Annotated in this window: 19 protein-coding genes; all 19 read right to left on the bottom strand. The window is 56.6% G+C overall.

The genetic code is table 11. The features are described 5' to 3' along the window. A partial coding sequence (locus E0E20_RS04185; protein WP_130836508.1) for a hypothetical protein occupies positions 1-221 on the bottom strand: 221 nt, incomplete at its 3' end. A gap of 138 nt (positions 222-359) precedes the next feature. Beyond that, entirely contained in the window at positions 360-1301 is a 942-nt protein-coding gene (locus E0E20_RS04180) for an RluA family pseudouridine synthase (protein WP_130836933.1), read from the bottom strand. Then, positions 1301-1822, bottom strand: a complete 522-nt coding sequence (gene lspA, locus E0E20_RS04175) for a signal peptidase II (protein ID WP_130836932.1) — start codon at positions 1820-1822, stop codon at positions 1301-1303. The genes E0E20_RS04180 and lspA overlap by 1 nt, the downstream gene beginning before the upstream one ends. Beyond that, positions 1823-3022, bottom strand: a complete 1200-nt coding sequence (gene aroB, locus E0E20_RS04170; protein WP_130836931.1) for a 3-dehydroquinate synthase — start codon at positions 3020-3022, stop codon at positions 1823-1825. 175 nt (positions 3023-3197) lie between these two features. Continuing rightward, positions 3198-3848 (bottom strand): cell division protein SepF, encoded by a 651-nt coding sequence (locus E0E20_RS04165; RefSeq protein WP_130836930.1) that lies wholly within the window; start codon positions 3846-3848, stop codon positions 3198-3200. A gap of 28 nt (positions 3849-3876) precedes the next feature. After that, positions 3877-4557: a YggS family pyridoxal phosphate-dependent enzyme gene (locus tag E0E20_RS04160; protein WP_130836929.1), complete on the bottom strand. Its 681-nt coding sequence runs from the start codon at positions 4555-4557 to the stop codon at positions 3877-3879. Positions 4558-4604: 47 nt separating this feature from the next. Beyond that, a complete protein-coding gene (locus E0E20_RS04155; RefSeq protein ID WP_165443971.1) occupies positions 4605-6053 on the bottom strand; it encodes an HlyD family efflux transporter periplasmic adaptor subunit in 1449 nt (482 codons plus the stop codon). A gap of 157 nt (positions 6054-6210) precedes the next feature. Beyond that, the gene (locus tag E0E20_RS04150) at positions 6211-6630 is read right to left on the bottom strand and encodes a twitching motility protein PilT (RefSeq protein WP_130836928.1); all 420 of its coding nucleotides are present in this window, start codon (positions 6628-6630) and stop codon (positions 6211-6213) included. A gap of 116 nt (positions 6631-6746) precedes the next feature. Next, positions 6747-7733 carry a D-alanyl-D-alanine carboxypeptidase family protein gene (locus E0E20_RS04145; RefSeq protein WP_242622648.1) on the bottom strand — a complete coding sequence of 329 codons (987 nt, stop codon included), beginning with the start codon at positions 7731-7733 and terminating at the stop codon, positions 6747-6749. Next, a complete protein-coding gene (locus E0E20_RS04140; protein ID WP_130836927.1) occupies positions 7717-8112 on the bottom strand; it encodes a methylglyoxal synthase in 396 nt (131 codons plus the stop codon). The genes E0E20_RS04145 and E0E20_RS04140 overlap by 17 nt, the downstream gene beginning before the upstream one ends. A gap of 50 nt (positions 8113-8162) precedes the next feature. Then, positions 8163-9350 carry an FtsW/RodA/SpoVE family cell cycle protein gene (locus tag E0E20_RS04135; protein ID WP_242622647.1) on the bottom strand — a complete coding sequence of 396 codons (1188 nt, stop codon included), beginning with the start codon at positions 9348-9350 and terminating at the stop codon, positions 8163-8165. An 82-nt stretch (positions 9351-9432) separates the two neighbouring features. Beyond that, on the bottom strand, positions 9433-12330 hold the full coding sequence (locus E0E20_RS04130; RefSeq protein ID WP_242622646.1) for a penicillin-binding transpeptidase domain-containing protein: 2898 nt from the start codon (positions 12328-12330) through the stop codon (positions 9433-9435). Next, on the bottom strand, positions 12305-12862 hold the full coding sequence (gene mreD, locus E0E20_RS04125) for a rod shape-determining protein MreD (RefSeq protein ID WP_130836926.1): 558 nt from the start codon (positions 12860-12862) through the stop codon (positions 12305-12307). Before mreD ends, E0E20_RS04130 begins: the two co-directional genes overlap by 26 nt. Beyond that, positions 12855-13763, bottom strand: a complete 909-nt coding sequence (gene mreC, locus E0E20_RS04120; RefSeq protein WP_130836925.1) for a rod shape-determining protein MreC — start codon at positions 13761-13763, stop codon at positions 12855-12857. The genes mreD and mreC overlap by 8 nt, the downstream gene beginning before the upstream one ends. 17 nt (positions 13764-13780) lie before the next feature. Next, positions 13781-14794, bottom strand: coding sequence for a rod shape-determining protein (gene mreB / locus E0E20_RS04115; protein ID WP_130836924.1), 1014 nt, complete (start codon positions 14792-14794; stop codon positions 13781-13783). Between the two features lie 18 nt (positions 14795-14812). Continuing rightward, positions 14813-15490: a RadC family protein gene (radC, locus tag E0E20_RS04110; protein WP_130836923.1), complete on the bottom strand. Its 678-nt coding sequence runs from the start codon at positions 15488-15490 to the stop codon at positions 14813-14815. 45 nt (positions 15491-15535) lie between these two features. Next, a complete protein-coding gene (locus tag E0E20_RS04105) occupies positions 15536-16819 on the bottom strand; it encodes a methionine gamma-lyase family protein (RefSeq protein ID WP_130836922.1) in 1284 nt (427 codons plus the stop codon). 34 nt (positions 16820-16853) lie between these two features. Then, positions 16854-17837 (bottom strand): tRNA (adenosine(37)-N6)-dimethylallyltransferase MiaA, encoded by a 984-nt coding sequence (gene miaA, locus E0E20_RS04100; RefSeq protein WP_130836921.1) that lies wholly within the window; start codon positions 17835-17837, stop codon positions 16854-16856. 26 nt (positions 17838-17863) lie between these two features. Next, positions 17864-19921 carry a DNA mismatch repair endonuclease MutL gene (mutL, locus tag E0E20_RS04095; protein WP_130836920.1) on the bottom strand — a complete coding sequence of 686 codons (2058 nt, stop codon included), beginning with the start codon at positions 19919-19921 and terminating at the stop codon, positions 17864-17866. Positions 19922-19932: the final 11 nt, after the last annotated feature.

Below are 19932 nucleotides of genomic sequence, written 5' to 3'. Positions count from 1 at the left end.
CGGACGATGTACCAGTCCTTTTTCCGGCAGAAGCTGTTCCGCAGGTGTTCGTCAAGCCGGGTGAACGTCTCACCAAAGAAGTGGAGGGCTGCCCGGATAAAGATCCCGGATCCATCATGGATGAATTCTGCAATCTTCGTCGGATCATCGAAGAAACTTTCCTGGATTTGTACCAGTTCAGGAATCCCGCTCTGGCCAAACTGTAGTATACTTTCAAGCATAGGGGGTACCTCTTTTCTGTGCCGGATTGTTGTGTGGTGCATTAATCTTAGCACAAAAGGGGGTATCCCTTTTTATATACTGTATTCCTACGAAAACTTTACACTAGCCAAAAAATTTAAGGTTTCTGTATAAAATTTTTACTGTGCACGGAGTTTTTCTGCACGGAGTTTTCTAAGAAGCTCTTCGAAATATGCGGGGAGAGGCGCCTGCGTCTCGATATACTCACCGGAAACCGGGTGCCGGAAGCCTAAGATGCCGGCATGCAGAGTCTGTCCCTGAAGCTCCCTAAACGGCGACCTGCGCGCGCCGGCGTACACGCTGTCTCCGAGCACCGGGTGGCCGGCGGACGCCATATGAACGCGGATCTGATGCGTTCTGCCGGTTTCCAGACGGCATTCCACGTAGGTAAAATTCCGGAAGCGCTCGAGGACGTGAACGTGGGTTATGGCGTCTTTTCCTGCCGTTGGCGGGACGACGGCCATTTTTTTGCGGTCTTTCGGGTCCCGTCCGATCCGCCGGTGAATGGTCAGATTATCTTCGGGGATTGTGCCGTATACGATCGCGTAATATCTCCGGGTCAGACTGTGCTCCCTTAGCTGGTCGGCGATGCTCCGATGAGCGGCATCGTTCTTGCATACAATTACGGATCCGGTTGTATCCTTATCAATCCGGTGCACGATACCTGGGCGCAGGACGCCGTTTATGCCGCTGAGCGAGCCACGGCAGTGCGCCATGACGGCGTTGACCAGCGTTCCGGCCGCATGTCCGGCGGCGGGGTGAACCACCATGCCCTTGGGCTTATTGACAATCAGAATATCCTCATCTTCGTAGAGAATATCCAGAGCGATTTCCTCCGGAAGAATGTCAGGGGTGCTTTTTTCCGGGACCGTTACCTGCAGAATGTCGTTTTTGCGCGTCCGGTAGGAGGCTTTCTGCTCCGTTCCGTTTACCGTAACAGAGCCGCCGCGGATAAGCTGCGACAGGAAGCTCCGGGAATGCTCCGGAATATGCTTCCCGAGGAGCGCATCGAGCCGCTCCCTCTCCTCTTCCTCCGACACGGTGAATGTATACTGCGGCATCAGGACACACGCCTCCTCAGAAAAGCGAAGTCTTCCTCGCGGTAATAGAACAGAATCAGAATACATAGAAGCGCGGCGGCGCAGGTGACGTAAATGTCGGCTACATTAAATATCGGGAAGTCAATGAGCACAAAATAGATAAAATCGCGCACATACCCGTAAAGCAGACGATCCGCGAGATTACCGGCCGCGCCGGCAGCCACAGCGACGAGGCAGAGGCGGAACGGCAGGTAGCGCCGCGTGGCGGGGGGTCGCAGCAGCATTGCGGCAATGAGAATGACGGCGCTCACGGCGACGATGGAAAACATGATTCGGCCATTCTGAAAGAGGCTGAAAGCCGCGCCGTGATTTTCCAGATAGCGGAGCTCCAGTATTCCGGGAAGCAGAGGAAGCTCCGGCTGTCCTTTCAGTCTGTCCGCTGCCGCGGCTTTGGTGATGAGGTCGAACGCCGCGGCAATCAAAAACAGCGCAAAATCGGCAAAAAGCCGTTTTTTTCCATTGACGGATTTCGTTCGCTCCATTTACTCTCCCTCCTCGCGATAGCTTATCTCCTGCAGCGCAGCCCGCATATCGTCGTCCGTGACCTCCTGCGAGACAAAGGCGCGGCCTACTCTGCGGAGCAGGATAAAGGACAGCGCTCCGTCAAGATTCTTTTTATCGGAGCGCACCAGACGGAGAACCTGCTCCGTGTCGAGCTTTTCTGCGGAAATGGGGAGCCCGAAAGGCACAAACATATCTCTGATCTCGTAATATTCCTCCATGGGAAGAAAGCCCTTTTTCCATGAGATATACGAGGCGGCGACACAGCCGAGCGCCACGCATTCGCCGTGCGTCAGCGTAAAGCGGCTGTATTTTTCGATGGCATGTCCCAGCGTATGCCCGAAATTCAAGAGCATGCGGTCTTTTTTTTCGAGGGGATCCGCCTCGACGATTCGGCGCTTGATCTGATTGCTCTCATACAGCATATCTAAGAGAGTGCCGCTGTCCCTGTCCAGAATCTCGTAGCTCTGATCGATGAGCCATTCATAATACTCCGCGCTGCGGATCAGCCCGTGCTTCATGACTTCGGCAAAGCCGCCGGAAAACTGGCGGGCGTCCAGTGACTGAAGAACGGAAACATTGGTGTAGACCAGTCTCGGCATATAAAATGCGCCGACCATATTTTTGTAGCCGTCGAAATCAACGCCGGTCTTGCCGCCGATGCTGCTGTCCGCCTGTGCAAGAAGCGTCGTGGGAATCTGGATGAAGTCGACGCCGCGCAGGAATGTTGCGGCCGCATAGCCGGTCATATCTCCCACGACTCCCCCGCCCAGCGCGATCAAAAGAGAGCGGCGGTCAAAGTGCTTCTCAATGAGAAAGCGGTAGATTTCCCGGATGTGATCGAGCGTCTTGTTCTCCTCTCCGGCAGGAAGAATGTACACGGATACGTCGAGGCCGTGCCCGGCAAGCAGCTCCCGGACCGCCTCTGCATAGAGCGGCGCGACATTGCTGTCGGTAATGAGTGCGGCCCTGTGCCAACGGCAGGAGGAGGTATTCGGAACGGCTTCCGCTGCGGGAAGCGCGGTTCCGTCCGCTTTTACCCCGGCGAGGCACAGCTCGGGCCAGAGGCTGTCGAAGCCGTCCGTGTATACGATGTCGTAGCAGAAACGGCGATCCCTGCGGACGGCCAGACGCTTTGACGCGGCGTTTGGAGCGGCGCCCAGAGTCGCAATTCGTTTCATTGATGAATTTTGTGTATGCAAGACATTTTCTCCTGTTTCTGCCGGCCGTTGGCCGATAGCAAAAATCGCACCAAACAGATGGATGTCTGGTGCGATCGTGTATGATGAGATAAAGCAGGTGTTCGGCATCAGCCTGCCGGCCTGGCGTCAGCGTATAAGATAAAGCCCGTCCGGCTTATTCGCCGAAGCTGACATTCAGGCCGTTTCCGGAGGATCCCATCTCCTGCGAGGCTTCCATGGAGCCCTGCACAATATCTCCGGCAATGTCGACATCGCGGGGAGTGAAAAGGAAAACAAAATTGGAGATCCGGGTAAAATGTCCCTTGATGGCATAATTGGACCCGCCGACAAAGTCGATGATCCGCTGTGCCATCGTCAGATCAAGCCCCTCCAGATTCAAAATGGCGGACTGCCGGTTCAGCAGGGTGTCCGTGACCTTGCGGGCCTCATCGAGATTCGTGGGATGAAACACGCGCACCTCGGAGCCGGGATCGCCGCTTGTAAGGCTTCCCGAAAGGCTGACCGGTGAAGTTCTGGAGGCATTTCCCGCCTCGGAGCGATCGGACCGGGCTGCACTGCTTCGCCCGCGCGAGAAGAACCCTCCTGTTCTGGGCGGTTCATCCTCGTCCTCCTCGTCGTCATAGCGGCTGCGGAAAGGACGGCGTTCGTCCTCATCATCCTCCTCATCGTCGTCATAGCGGCTGCGGCGGCTTCTGCTGCGGCGGTAATCCCGCTCGTCGTCCTCTTCCATGTAGCCGTCGGAACCGATGTCATCGGAACTGTCGTTCAGGCGCAGCATACTTGCCAGTTTATTATTAAAAGCCATCGTTTAACCCCGTGAATTGAATGCGTCATCAGCGCTCTCCGAAAATGCCGGTGCCCACTCGGATCAGGGTGGCCCCCTCTTCTATGGCGACCTCATAATCGCCGGTCATTCCCATGGATAGCTCATTTATCTTTATATTATCAATACTTTTCCGTTTGATGTCAATGGATAATTGGCGAAGAAGGCGGAAATACCGGCGGTTGGACTCGGGGTTTTCCGTAAAGGGGGCAATGGTCATCAGCCCTTTTACCCGAATTCCGGGGAGAACGGCAAGCTCACGAACGAGCGTCTCCGCGTTCTCGGGAGAGATTCCGAATTTTGTCTCCTCCCCTGCCGCATTGACCTCGATGAGTACGGGCATCACAGTGCCGGCCTGTACGGCGAGACGGCTGATCGTTTCCGCAAGGGGCGCACTGTCGACGCTGTGGATCATAGCGGCGCGGCCGATGAGGTATTTCGCCTTATTTTTCTGGAGATGTCCGATCATATGCCACTCGATATTGCCGGGAAGCTGAGGCTGCTTATCCATGAGCTCCTGCACCCTGTTTTCGCCGAACAGACGTCCGCCGGCGTTATAGGCCTCGCAGAGGAGGGACACAGGCTTTGTCTTGCTGACGCAGACAAGCCGCACCTCCTCCCGCGCCCGTCCCGCCCTGCGGCAGGCGGCGCAGATTCTTTCTTCAACGACACGCATATTTTCTGCAATCATGACAGTCCCTCCATGCCGAAGCACTTTAATTCTCCATGCCGAAGCACTTATCCGTAAACGAGGGCCTCCGGCGTGACGGTGGAAGCGTCCAGCACGATATGGTCATACTCGCTGAGGCCGTACAGGGTATTCGGTTCGACGATGGAATATTCCTCATTCGCATACCGGACCGTGATCTGACGGAAATCGGCATAGCCCTTGTTGATATTGTATACGCCGGTGAGTGGCGCCATGGCGGACAGAGTGAATGTTTCGGACGAATCCGTCCGATCCAGAACATCCCCGGGACGCAGCGTTGTCTGATCCAGATAATATTCTGTTTTTGTCTCGCTGTATGGAACGGCGCTGATGAATTCCGTGGATTTTTTCCCCTGCTCGTCGTAGGTCTCCCGCAGAACACCCTGCGTTCCTCCGGGGCCGGCTGTGATATACTCCTTGGGAACGAGGAAAAACTCATTTTCAACGATGGAGGAATTCGGCACCTTGAGTCCGGTCTCATCCGCGGTGAGAAGCTCGACGCGCAGGAACCGGTCCGTACAGAAAATCACCATGGAGTTGCTGAAATCCAGACGGATCAGCACTTTGCCGTCGCCCAGCGGCCGCGTTTTGGTGACGGAAGCCCAGATCTCCTGCTGATTTTTCAGGAAGCGGATTCTGACATATCCGTCCTCCAAAAGGGAGGCTGCCCTCTCTTCATCTGCTGCAATGACGACGGACCAGTTCTCATCGGTGCAGAGCTTGTAGACCGGATCGCCGACAGAGACAAGCTGATTGTTCTCGAGAACCGTCCGGGAATATGCCGCGGCAGTATCGGGAGAAAGATCCTCCGCGGTCACGGAGTCGAAGCTCCGCCCCTCGTAGCCGTCCGTGGAATAGACGACAATGCCGGTCTCTGCGGTGTAGCACTGGTGCATGGAGGCGGAGGCGCCGAGCTCGTTGATATCCTTGAGTATGTAGCTTCCGGAGAGCTTCTGGACGGTGCTCAGGAGTGAATCGCGGAAATCATAGGTCCCGGCAAAGTGATGCGGGTCAAAGCCTGCCGTGAAATCGACGATCTCCGTCTGCACATCACGGAGATCATCGGCGTCGAGAACGGTTTCACCGGCATTTTCGGAATTGAGCTTCTCGAGGATATCGCCGCTCTCGTCCACCGTATAGGCGAGGTTGCCGACGCCCAGACGGTCGCCGTCCTTGCTGAAATAATTGACATAACCGGAATATTCGCTGCCGATCACGCTCTCGGCACGTAGCGCGATGCCGGTGTAAATCTGATCGGTGGACAGGGAGCCGGTCTTCACCTCATACCCGGCGATTGTTCTGGCATTGGCATACTGAATCAGCAGAATAAGGATGTAGATAAGCAGCACGACAAAAAAGGCCACGCTGACAGGAGGAAAGCTGCTGTGCGGCGGCTTTCTCTGTCCCCCGGAGGGCGGCCTGCGGTCCGGAGCCGGCTGCCGGTATGCGGTTCGGGATGAATTTCTGCGTCTGGCCAAGGATCACATCCTCTTATCGTCTTCTCCGGCTGCATCACGGCCTGTCCGGAGAGAGGCTTTCTGTCAAAAAGCCCCGGGACTCCCCGGGGCTTTTCTGCTTTGCTTGTCATCATCGTGCCTCATTCCCGAGGGAACAGGAAAATTTCTGATTTTCCGATCAGAGAGAGATGGCGACGAGAGGCTTGAGTTCGTCAGGAATCTCACTTTCATCCATGGAAACGCTGAGAACGAAATCGACGCCGAAGCGCTCGCTGATCTCCTTGATTCGATTGACGGTGGCGGTGATATCTCTGCCCTTGAGATCGGAAATTACGAGGAAGCTGTCAAAATACATCTGCTCCAGATCATGATCCTGAGAAATGATTCCGAGAATGAAGCCCACAAACTCTTCGGTGCTCCGGATGCCGGAGTCCGGTACGGAAATGAGGCGGATCTTGTTGTTCAGTTCATACATGTGGCTGGTGTTTTTATCAAGATAGACGATATTGCCGAGAATATTTTTGATTTCGGTATTGACCTTATCCAATAAGCACTTGGTCTTACCCTTTCCCTTATTGCCTACGATGAGCTGAACCATTGGACATGTCCTCCTTATGAATATCTTTTTATGAAATTGTGCGCCCCACAGCACAGCTCCGGGGCGCCTCAATTCGATGGCTTTATTATATCGTTCCGGCACCCAAAAGACAACTGCTAATTGGGTATCTCGGACAGCAGGGAGTTCATGGCGGAGTACAGCGCATCCGTCGTTGGCGCCTGCATAACAATCGAGATATAGGGGCTGCCTGAGGTATTGTTGGACAGGAGTACGAGGCAGTGTCCGGCGGCGTCCGTGGTGCCGGTTTTTCCCCCGATCACGGTGACGCCGGAGGGCGCGGAGACGTTCCCTGTGAGGTAGGAATCCGTGGATTTCACCTCCACCTCCTTGTCTGCGCCGTTCCGGTCATGGTAGACCGTCGAATAGGTCGCCATGTGAATGATTTCCTTGATCTTTTCATTCCGGATGGCGGCATTGAAGATCAGGTACATGTCATAGGCGGTCGTATAGTGATTGGAATCGGAAAGACCGTTGGAATTAACAAAATTTGTGGCGGTCGCACCGAGAGAGGCTGCCTCTGCATTCATCATCTGCGTGAATCCCTCCATGCTGCCGCCGATTCCCTCGGCGATCATGATGGCGGCGTCATTGGCAGAGTAGACCAGCAGGAGGTGCAGCGCCTGATCAAGCGTCATGGTATCTCCTGACTGAATGCCGCAGGTCTGGGCGTCGGCCCCGAGCGTGTAGATGCTGTCGGAGGCGGTCAGAACCATGTCGGGGGAGCCGTTGTTCAGGGCGACGAGCGCCGTCATGATTTTTGTCATGCTGGCAGGATAATGCCTTGTGTAGATATCCGTAGAGAACAGCACTTCTTTGTTTTTGACATCAAAAACAGCGGCGGCGCCGGCTCCCGCCAGATCGACGGAACCGGAACCGCCCACAGCACCGTCCACCTCTGTCACACAGAGCTTGGACGCAAAGGGCACAGCTTTGTCGGAGGTTTCCACAGGCTGGGCGGCAATCCCGTAGCTGCTGTCGGATAGATTTTCCCCGTAGGGCATGGAATAGTGCTCTCCGCACCCGGTGAGCATCAGTCCGGCGGCAAGAAGCGCCGCGGCAAGGCTCTTATTTGTAAATCTCACGCCACTCAAAATCTCCTCTGTCTAAGGACTTGATCAGCAGCTCTGCGGTGGCCAGATTGGTGGCCAGAGGAATGTTGTGGATGTCGCACAGCCGCACCACATTGTTGACATCCGGCTCATGGGATTTGGGCGTCAGAGGATCGCGCAGAAAAATAACAAGATCGATCTCGTTGTGCTCGATCTGCGCTCCGATCTGCTGCTCTCCGCCCAGATGACCGGCCAGATACTTGTGCACGCTCAGGTTCGTGACCTCTTCGATCAGCCGCCCGGTGGTGCCGGTCGCGAAAAGCTCGTTCCTGCAGAGGATTCCGCGGTATGCGATGCAGAAGTTCTGCATCAGCTTCTTCTTTGCATCATGTGCGATCAATGCAATATTCATATGGTTTGTATTTCCCTCCCGCGCCGCATTATAGTGGATTCCCCAAGGCGTCAGCGCTTTTTGCTTTGCATACGGACATTCAGAATGAAACCGATTCCTGCATAGAGACAGAGCAGAGATGTCAGACCATAACTGACGAACGGCAGCGGAAGTCCTGTATTCGGCAGAACTCCTGTGGCGACGCCGATATTGATAATTCCCTGAAAACCGATCCATGCGCCGACGCCGGCAGCGATCAGAGAGCCGGAGACGTCCTTTGCCTGAAGCGCAATGAACATGCAGCGTACGGAAACCAGCACGAGCAGCAGGACGACGGCAGTGGTCCCGATAAAGCCGGTCTCCTCACCGATTACGGTGAAGATAAAGTCGGTCTGGGATTCCGAAATGTATCCGCTGTTCAGAAGCGAGCTGATCTCGTTGGTGTTGTAGCCCTTGCCAAGCAGCTGTCCGGAGCCGATGGCCATCATGGAATTCATGGTCTGATAGGCGAGAGTATCCTTGTACTGCTCCGGATGAAGCCACGCAAGCACTCTCCCCCGCTGATATTCATTGACGAGGGTCTGCCCCTCCTGCAGAATCAGATTGAACACAACGATTCCTGCCGGAACAGAGATGATCAAAGCGCCGGTGACGAGCTTCCAGCTCAGACCGCCCACGAACATCATAACACAAATGATAATGAAAATCATAATACTTGTGGACAGATCGGGCTGCAGATAAACAAGCGCGATCGGAGGGAGCACAAGCAGGATGAGGGCAAGCACGGCGGAAAAGGTCTTCATCTTGTCCTGCAGCCTTGTGATGAACGAGGCGTAAAAAAGGATCAGAAGTATCTTGGCCGATTCCGAGGGCTGAAAGCGCAGGCCGCCGATGGAAATCCAGCGCTGCGCTTCATTGGCGGTGGAGCCGAACAGATTGACCGCTGCAAGGAGAGCCAGACAGACGAGATACCACAGCCAGCGGCATTTCATGACGCGGTGATAGTCCAGAGCACTGATGGCGGTCATGACGGCCAGTGAAAGAATTGTGCCGTAAATCTGGCGGAGCCGAAGTGTCGGCTCCGCGCTGCCGATCGCATAGATTCCGATAATATTCAGAGCCAGCACGAGCAAAAGCAGAATGAAATCGAAATGGCGCAGCGAAAAGCCGTCAAACAAATGGAGACGCCCCCTGCGGGAGACGACCTCGCGGATGCCGTTTCGGGATTCAAAGCGGAGCCCTTTCAGATCCCGTTCCATATTGACATCTATTGTTTCTTTTTTTTTCTTTTGAAAAAACATATATTTTACCCTGCGTCCATCAGGCCGGAGAGTGCCGGCGTCAGTCTCCTCCCACCGTGCCGGTGAGAACCGTGTCCGTTGTGACAAGAGATGCCCTGTCCCCCAGACCGAAATAATACCGGAGAACATCGCGGGTGAGCTGCGCGGCGTAGTCCGAGGTGTAGCCGTTGGCGATGCGCGCCGCCACAGCGATTTCCGGCTTCTCATAGGGGGCATAGCAGACAAACAGCGCGTGGTTGGGCCGACTTGTGGATTCCTGCGCCGTACCGGTTTTTCCTGCGACACTGACGCCGAGATCCTTGTAGTAGATCTTGGATTCGACGACCTCTCTCATGCCCAGATGGATGGCGCTCCAGTAGGCGGGATCCATGCTGATGATGTTTCGTATTTCTGCATTATTTTCCAAGACAACATTGCCATCGGGATCCGTCACTCTGTCGAGGAGCGTGAGATCGTAGACGGTGCCGCTGTTCGCCACGGCTGTGACGTAGCGCGCGAGCTGCGCAGTGGTATAGCCGCTGTTTCCCTGTCCGATCGCGGAGCGCACGGCATCCTCTCCGGATATCTGCGGATCAGCCTCGTCGATTTCCACGCCGGAGCTGTCGGACAGACCGTACAGACCGGCGTACTGGGCGAGCTTTGCGATGCCGGCGGCAGAGTCGTAGCTGTCCTCTCCCGCTCCGGAGCGCTGACTGAGTCTCCATCCGACCTCATAGAAGAAGTCATTGCAGGAATCCCGGATGGCGCCGGTGACGTTCAGGGTGCCGTGACTGCCGGGATAGACCCAGCACTTCGGCATGGGATTGCCGATTTTTGTGAAGACTCCCGTACAGGTAATCGTAGAGGACAGATCGATGACGCCCTCCATCAGTCCGGCCGTGGCGGTTACCATCTTGAATGTGGAGCCGGGCGCGGTTCTCTGCTGCGTGGCATAATTAAAGAGCGGCGATGAGAGATCCTGCCGGAGCGATTCGTAATAGACGGCGTCCACGCCGTTTGACATCCGGTTGTTGTCGTAGCCCGGGTAGGTCACCATCGCGAGGACGTCTCCGGTGTTCACATCGGTGATGACCATGGAGCCCGAGTAGGGATCGAGGCTGAGCTGGGCCGGAGTGAGGTCGAGATTCATGATCCGGTTGTACATGAACTGATAGGCCGAAAGCGCCCCGCTCTCAAACTGCGCCTCCTCCGCGGGGGAGAGCTTTACAATCTCCTGCTCGAGAAGCAGACGGCAGACCTGCTCGCCGCTTATGCGGTCATTCAGGAGCAGATAGCGGTACACCCGCCGGATAAAGCCGCTGTCCGCAGAGAGATTGCTCTTAAGGCGCGCAAAAACGGCGTCAAACACTTTGCGGGAATCAGAATACCGGCTCTCGAGAGAAAGGCCGGATACATCGACCCAGCCCGCGGAAATGGCATAGTCGAGGAATTCCGTCATGGAGATGGTCTCATTCGTCGTCCAGTCGATATAGGTCTGATCGCTGGCATCCACAAGATTCCGGTTCAAAATGCCGCTATCATAGAGGTGCTGCACCATATAGCTCTGATAGATCTGATATTCCCGGGGCAGATCCTCATAGGGAGTCCGGCTCTGATACAGCTCCTCCTCCATCTTGTCCCAGAGTTCGCTCAGGTAGACGTCAAAGGCCGCCTGTACCGCCCTCTCCGTCTCTTTTGCATCCGGGGCGGAAAGATGGGAAATGCTGATGATATTGTTGTTGAACACGGCGTGATACACATCGTAAATCGGCAGAATAATGTCGGCGCTGCTGGCATTTTCTCCGGCATTGTATTCTTTTACATTGCGGAGCTTGGCAAGGAGGATGTTGGCAAGACGCGCCTCAAGAATATCATAGGCCGCCTCCGTCAGATCCTTGTCGATGGTGAGATAGACATCATTTCCCGCAGAGGGGTCGATCCGGTTGGTCGTCTCAAGGACTGTGCCGCGGTTGTCGACATAGACGGTTTCGGAGCCCTTGCGCCCCTGCAGCTTTGCCTCAAGCGCTTTTTCGATGCCGGATTTGCCGACGATATCGGTCTGATCATAGTCAAGATCCGGATTTTCCATCTGGAGCGCGGTAAGCTCCTCCGTCGAGATTTTTCCGGTATAGCCGAGAATATGGGCAAAATATCTGCTGTCGGTGTATTTTCGTATGGTGTCGTCCTCGATGCTGACGCCCTGCAGGGTATCGGCGCTCTCGAGAATATCGGCGGCCGTATTTTCGCTGACGTTGAATGCGATGGTCGTCGAGAGATATTTCTGGTAGCTGTTCAAGCCCAGATTATAGCGGACAATGATCATTTTAAGGAGCTTTGCGGGATCGTCCGTGTAACCTTTTCCGGGGAAGAACTTGGACTTGCTGTTTCCGGGCTCGGCATATTCTCCGATACCGTAATTTTCTGCCAGATGCCTGACAATTTCATCGGGGGTCTTCGTTTTTTCCTCATATTTCAGATCATCCGTCGAGCTGTGTCCGTAGACATCCGCGAGAAAACGCAGCAGCGCCGCCCCCGTCACGTCGAAGCGGTAAGCCCCGCGGGAGTCCGCAGCAATCTCAAAATCCGTGGAAACGGCGTCTCCGTTCTCCTCAATAATGTCAATGACGCGGCTGATGGTGCTGTTCAGCTTGCGGCTGCGGCCCTCGCCGGCATAGGTGTCCCGTATGGTCACGGCATAGGCAAGCTCATTATAGGCAAGAATATTGCCGTTGCGGTCGTAGATGTTCCCCCGGGTCCCGGAGATCGTGATCTCCTTGCGGATACGGAGCTGGAAATTGTCGAGATATTCCTGTCCGTCGACGATCTGAAGCTGAAACAGGCGGTAGATCAGACCGGCGGACATCATAACGAACAGAACGACAAGGATCCAGATGCGGATCCCTGCATTCCGGAAAAACGCGGCGGCATGTTTTTTAAGAAATTCTATTCTTTCCGGCAAAATTTTTCTCACTTTCCCGAATCGGGCGCATGAACCTCTGATATATACGCAGCAGCAGAGGATACAGCGGCAGGGCGAACAGCAGGGTGTACAGCATCTCCGGCAGGACGCATTGCAGCATGAAGCTGCGGAAGAAAAACCGGCCGTTGATCAGAAACAGAAATACATAGCACAGAAAGCCATAGACGAAATCACTTCCGAGAATGGCGATCAGCGGGAGCTTCAGATCATCGGGATAGATCAGACGCTCGAATTTGCCGCAGAGGTATCCGGTAAAGGCATAGATCAGCGCATAGACGCCGAGATACTCGCTGAAAAAAATATCGCACAGAAGACCGCAGAAAAAGCCGATGACAAGACCGCGGCTGTCGCCGTACACAAGACTGAGTGAAGCGGTGAGGAGAATCATCAGATTGGGAGTCACGCCCCCGATGGCAAAGTAGCGCCCCACAGAGGTCTGGACAATAAAGAAAAGAACAATCAGCAGGGCTGCGATCAGAGCGGTGCGGAGCCTGCGCCACGGACTATTCACTGTCTGCCTCCTTTATGCCGGTCTCCTCTGCACCGGTATCCGGAATCTTCTTGCGCTCAAGAATGACGAGCACCGTGTCGAGATGCTCAAAATCCACCGCCGGCGTAATGGAGCCGGATTTGGTGAGGTTGTTCGGGTCGGGCTCGATGGTGCGGATATAGCCGATGAGAATCCCGGGGAGATATTTGTTGGAGATATTGGAGGTCACGACCTTATCTCCCTTTCCTACCTGATCGGCGCGGTCGGTGAGCCGCGAATAGCGGATGGAGCCGTCCGCATACCCGGCGAGCGTGCCGGACACGATCATAGTGTCCTCCGTAGCGAGAACCTGCGCGCTGACGTTGGAATTGTCGTCGATGATCGTGAGGACGCGGGACCAGTCCGCTCCGCAGCTGGTGATGCGTCCGACGAGGCCGTTTCCGGCAATGACGTTCATATCGACGGCGAGACCGTCGTCCGTTCCCTTGTTGATGAGAAAGGAGTGATACCAGCTTCCGGAGTCCTTGGCGATGATCCGCGCCCCGGTTTTTTTATATTCCTGATACCTGGCGTCGAGATCATAGAGCTCCCGGAGGCGGGTCAGCTCATAGCGCTCCTGCTGGAGCGTGGTGTTGGCCGTTTTCAGCTCGTCGATCTCGGCCAGGAGCTGTTCGTTCTGCTCCTGAAGAGAGCGGATCCCGGCGAGCTTCCTCGATTCGCCGACCATCCATCCCCCGACGGCGCTGATGCCGTTCTGAAAGGGCACAACAAAAAGCCCTGCGGTGCGGTGGAACGGCTCCGATGCGAGCGGCATCGAGTATGTCAGAACAATCAGCAGGACGCAGACCGCCGATACGAGCAGGAGCGCATATTTGGCTGGCAGATGAAATTTTTCTTTCGGTCGTTTTACAACAGGGCTCATTCCCGGCAGTGCATCCTCTATCTTCTCCCCATGCCCTCGATGGTATAGGCGAGGGAACGGTAGTTCTGTTTCTTGATGACCTGCGACAGTCCGATGGCACAGGTGTTGATCGGGCTCTCCGCGACGTTGACCCTGAGACGAACCTCCTCGGCAATGGCCTCGGCCAGCCCCTCCTCCTGACAGGCGCCGCCGGTGAGAAACAGCCCGTGGCGGTAAATGTCTGCGGAGAGCTCCGGAGGAGTGCGCTCGAGGACGACCTTGATGTTGTCGACAATGGTGCGGAAATTTTCCTTGAGGCTCGCGGAGACAAATTCGTGGGACAGCGTGCGCTCCACCGGAAGGCCGGTGACGATGTCGCGCCCGTAGACCGTGGCCAGTCCCTCGTTCTCTCCGAGCTCGTGAAGGGATATCCGGACGCCCTCGGCGGTCTTGGTGCCGATGACGAGATTGAACTCGCGCCGCACCGCTCCGACGATGGAGTTGTCAAAAACATGTCCGCCGACCTTGATGAGGCGGCTGAGAACGATGCCGCCCAGAGAGAGAATCGAAATTTCCGTGGTATCGTAGCCGACGTCCACAATCATGACGCCCTGCGAATTTTTGACGTCGATACCCATGCCGAGACCGTCGGCGATCGCTTTTTCGACGCCCATGATCTTCTTGGCCCGGATGCCCGCGTCCCGGATGAGGTCATAAAAGGCCCGCCGCTCCACCTCCGTGACATCGGTGGGAATGGCGATGAAATAATCCGCCGGCCGGACGGCGCCCTTAAATTCGTAGCTGACGAAGCTCTTCATGAGCTTCTCCATGTTCTGGATGTCGGCGATCACACCGCAGCTGATCGGCCGGGAAACATGAATGCTGGCCGGCGCTTTTTCGTACATTTCATAGGCAGAGTCGCCGAATGCGATCATGTTTTTTCTGTTTTCGACCGCGATCATGTTTTTCTGAACGCTGATGCGGTCCGCTGCGGAATTGTAGATCTTGATGTTGTTGGTGCCGAGATCGACGGCAAACGTATTGTAAATCAAAATGAATCCTACCCCCGTTCAGACAAGATATCCGCTCTCTCGGAAGCTGGTATATCCGTCTCCGATGATGATGTGATCGAGAAGTTCGATTTCAAGGATGCGGCAGGCCTCTGCCATGCGCTCCGTCACTTCGATATCCTGACGGCTCGGCGCGGGATCGCCGCTCGGATGGTTGTGCATCAGAAGAATGTTGACGGCGCCCCGCCGCAGCGCTCTGACGCAGACCTCCCGGGTGGAGATCAGCGTGGTGTTGACCGTGCCGACAGAAACGGTTTCCTCCCGGATCAGCGACAGACGCTGGTCGAGAAGCAGCAGAATCAGTCTCTCCTGCTTCTCATGGCGAAACTGCTCCCGGTAATATCCGTAGACCGACTCCGGACTGGAAAAACAGAGTTCGCGCTGTACCTTTGCCTGCGAGAGACGCTTGGAGAGCTCCGCAAGGCAAAGGAGCTTGATTGCCTTGACCTCTCCGATTCCGCGGATCTTCATGAGATCCTCGAGCGTAAGCTCATAGAGCACCGAAAGATCGGGCTCTGCCGACGGGACGCCGCCGGTGAGAATGGTGCGCGCGATCTCCACGGCACTGTGCTCTCTGGTTCCGGTGCGAAGAATCACCGCGATAAGCTCCGCGTCGGTGAGGCTCCTGCAGCCGCAGCGCAAAAAGCGTTCATAGGGCTGTTCCTGTATATTGTTCATATCTCCTCTTTCCGCTCTCCGGGCGGATGGAAGATCAGCCCTATTTTAGATAGTAATAAGATTCCGGTCAAGGAGATATTGGAGGCTCTTGAGCACGCCGAGCTTCGCATGCGGCCAGCTGAGTCCCCCCTGAAAATAGGCGGTGTAGGGCTCCCGGATCGGTCCGTCGGCGGAGAGCTCCACCGTGGAGCCGGACACAAAGGCCCCTGCCGCCATAACGACCGGCGCGTCGTAGCCGGGCATGGTATCCGGCTCCGGGACGACGAAGCTGTCGACGGGAGCCGCCGCCTGAATGCCTTGACAAAACGCAATTTCCGCCTCCGGACTGCCGAAAGTGACGGCCTGCACGATGTCATAGCGCGGGTCGGCACTTTTCGGGAAGCAGTCGAAGCCCAGTCTTTCATAGCAGGCCGCGGCGAACACAGCCCCCTTGATCGCGGAGGCGGTCATGGTCGGAGCAAGAAAGAAGCCCTCATAGTAGGACGGCAGAATGCCGAGAGAGGCGCCGACCTCCTTGCCAAGTCCGGGCGAGGTCAGGCGCACGGCGCAGTTGGCGACGCATTCGGCGGTTCCGGCGATGTAGCCGCCGGTGGGGGCAAGGCCTCCGCCCGGATTTTTGATGAGGGAGCCGACGACCATGTCCGCTCCGACCTGCGAGGGCTCTCTCCTCTCCGTAAATTCCCCGTAGCAGTTGTCGATCATAATGATCACATCCGGACGTATGCTGCGGATGAAGCGGATGGTCTCGCCGATCTGTTCGATGGAAAGCGTGGGCCTTGTGAGATATCCCCGGGAGCGCTGGATCTCGACAAGTCTTGTCTTTTCCGTGAGGCCGCGGCGGATATTCTCAAAGCTGATGCTGCCGTCCTCGTTCAGATCGGCCTGCCGGTAGGATATCCCGAATTCGGCAAGAGAGCCCCGGGAGGGGCGGATGCCGATTACTTCCTCCAGCGTATCGTAGGGCTTTCCGGAGGCGGACAGCAGCTCGTCTCCGGGGCGGAGATTTGCCGACAGAGCAAGCGCGAGCGCATGCGTGCCGCAGGTGATCTGCGGGCGCACCAGCGCATCCTCGGTGCCGAAAAAGCCGGCGTAGGTCCTTTCAATCCCCTCCCGTCCGATGTCGTCGTAGCCGTAGCCGGTGGTTCCCATGAGATTGGCCTCGCCGACATGGGCGTCCTGCATCGCCTTGATAACCCGGAGCTGATTGAATTCAGCGGTCTCGTCGAGCTCGGCAAAGCGCGGGCGCAGCGTCTCAAGAACCGGGGCGGCAAAATCAAGCACGCGGCCCGAGATCCCGAGAAGCGCGTATTGTTCGTAAATATCTGACATCGTTTCCTCCTGTCGGTTTTTATGCCGAAATATTTTATCCCTGTGTTTCCTGTGAAAAGATGCAGAGCTCCTCCCGGATCTGCGCCTCCATCCGGTCCAGCATGGCGTTTTCATCCGGAAAGGCATCCCGGTCGATCCACGTCACATCCCTCTCCCTCCGGAACCAGCTCAGCTGGCGCTTGGAAAAATGACGCGTTTCTTTCCGGATGCGTTCCTTTGCCTCCTCCATGGAATATTGTCCGTCCAGCGCGCGGAGCACTTCCTTGTAGCCGAGCCCCTGCATGGAGACGTCGCGGTCGGTGAAGCCCCGTTCGCGGAGCCGCGTCACCTCGCCGATAAGTCCCTGGCCGAACATGCGGTCGACCCGGCGGTCTATCCTCTCGTAGAGCGTGGCCCGGTTCATGGTGAGAGCAAAAAACACAGCCCGGTAGGCGGCTTTTTTCAGGCGCTGTTCCCTGTTGTGCTCGGAGATCCTTTGCCCGCCGCTCTGCCGCACAAATTCCAGCGCGCGGATCACGCGCTTGATATTATGAGGATGAATGGACTCCGCCGCCTCGGGATCGGCGGCCCGGAGTCTTTCATGTAGCGCCTCTGCGCCGCGCTTTGCGGCAAAGGCGGACAGCTCCTCCCGGTAGGCGGCGTCCTCCTCCGTTTCCGTAAAATCAATATCGTAGAGAAGAGCCTGAATATAAAAACCCGTGCCGCCGCAGAGAATCGGGAGCTGCCCGCGGGCTGCGATTTCCCGGACGGTCCGGGCGGCCTCTTTCTGAAAGCGCACGACATTCCACTCCTCATCCGGCTCCGCGCAGTCGATGAGGTAATGCGGGATGTTCTTCCTCTCGGCCTCCGTGATTTTGGCCGATCCGATATCCATTCCCCGGTAGACCTGCATGGAGTCCGCGGAAATAACGGCCCCGTTCAGCCGGTGCGCGAGCGCGACCGCGGCGGCACTCTTTCCGGAGGCCGTGGGGCCTGCGATGATCACGAGAGGGGGCTTTGCCCGAAGTTCCGTGTTCATAATAAGCTCCGTCTTTTTCATGTCCGTCATATGATGCGCTTGAATTTCTTTTCGATTTCGTATTTCGACAGGCGGATCATCGTGGGCCGTCCGTGCGGACAATGGTAGGGATTGTCCAGCGAGAGAAGCTCGTCGATGAGGGCGGTCAGCTCCTGGCGGGACATGCGGCTGTTTCCTTTCACCGCGGCCTTGCAGGACATGGTCGCAATGCGGGAGAGAATGTCCTGCGGAGTTCCCCGGAGCTTTTCTCCCATGATTTCGTCTATGGTGTCGCGAAGAAGCTCCTCCGGCACAGTTCCGTAGAGCTCCATGGGGACGGCGCGGATCGCGTAGGACGCGCCGCCGAGATCCTCGATCTCGTAGCCCATGGAGGCGAAGATTTCCGCATATTCCAGATAGACCGCCTCTTCTTTCCCGGCGAAGCTGATGACGATGGGCGGGAGGAGCTGCTGCGACGGGGCGGGCCGTAAGCTGCTCTCCTCAAAGTGCTTCATGAGGCGCTCGTAGTTCACCTTTTCATGGGCGGCATGCTGATCGATCATGAGAAGCTCGTCCTCGAACGCGATGAGCCAGTAGGTATCAAAGAGCTGTCCGAGAATTTCATAGCGGCGGACATTTTCCGGCGCAAGAAAACGGAACGAGGGCTCCTCTTCTTCCCCATCTGCTCCGGGGAACATGATCGTCTCCGCTCCTGCGGCTGCCGGTTCTGTCTCTGCCCCTGACTCCGCTTTCACATCGGTGCCTGTCTTCGCTTCGGGTTCTGTCTCTGCGCGGGCCGAGGCAGGCATAACGGAGGGCGGCGCCGGGCGAAGGCGGCTGTCGTCAAAAAGAAAACCGTCTGTATCTTGCTCTTTGGCCGTGCCTCCGGTTTCTTTGCCTGAGCTTTCCTGTCCTTTATCCGGGGCCGTGAAGCTTCCGTATGCGGATGCGGGTTCATGCAGCGCAGACTCCCGTCCCGCCGGCGGGAGCGCTTCAAAGGGCTCCCGATGCTCTTTGAAAAGAGCGGCCCTCTCCGCTTCCTCCTCTTTAAGCCTCTCTCTTTCCGGGCGGAGCGAGGCCCTTGGAATCAGCTCCTCTGCATGGAGCGTCTGATGCACAGCCTCGTCAAGAAAATGATAGATGCGCTGATTGTCCGTGAAGCGCACCTCTTTCTTTGTGGGATGCACGTTGACGTCCAGTTCTCCGGGCGGCATGGTCAGATACAGGACGGCAAAGGGAAACTGATGCTGCATGAGATCGGTCCGGTAGCCGGCCTCCAGCGCCCGTGAGAGCACCTCGCTCTGCAGCACCCGGCCGTTTACAAAGAACAGCTCGAAGCTTCGGGAGCCTCTGCTGATCTCGGGGCGCCCGATAAAGCCCGAAAGCCGCAGAGAGCCGTCCTCGCTTGCGGCCTCGACGGGCAGAACCGTCTTGGAAATTTCCCGTCCGTAGATACGGTAGATCAGCTCGCGGAGATTACCGTTTCCGGAACTGTGGAGCTTTTCCTTTCCGTTTACGCGGTAATGAAAGGAAATGTCCGGATGAGACAGCGCGAGATGCTCAATGAGTTCCGTGATGTATCCGGCCTCGGTCTGTGCGGAGCGAAGAAATTTCTTGCGGACCGGCACGTTGTAGAACAGATTGCGCACGATGACGGAGGTGCCGTCCGGAGCGCCGACTTCGGAGATTTCCAGAGGAATGACCTCGGTGTTGTTCGGCGCAAGTCCGGTGTTGACCGCACGGACGCCGACAAGGCTCCCGCGCTCTCTGGTGATCATCTCGATTTCAGAGACGGCCGCGATGCTCGAGAGCGCCTCGCCGCGGAAGCCCAGCGTCGCAAGGGAATGAAGATCCTCCGCGTTTTGAATTTTGCTCGTCGCATGGCGGTGAAAGGCCCTTGCGACCTGATCGGAGGCGATGCCGCAGCCGTTGTCCGTGACGCGAAGAAGCGTCGTTCCCCCGTCGCGGATTTCGCAGGTGATCGCCGTTGCCCCGGCGTCGATCGCGTTTTCGATCAGCTCCTTGGCGATGCCCGACGGGCGCTCGATCACCTCTCCTGCCGCGATTTTATTGATGGTATCGTTGTCCAGAATGTGTATTTCCACAGGCAGACCTC

This window comes from Lachnoclostridium sp. Marseille-P6806, from assembly GCF_900625025.1.
Lineage (GTDB): Bacteria > Bacillota > Clostridia > Lachnospirales > Lachnospiraceae > CAG-791.
Note: the sequence above shows the minus strand (reverse complement) of the source record. Positions and strands in the feature narration are given on the sequence as shown.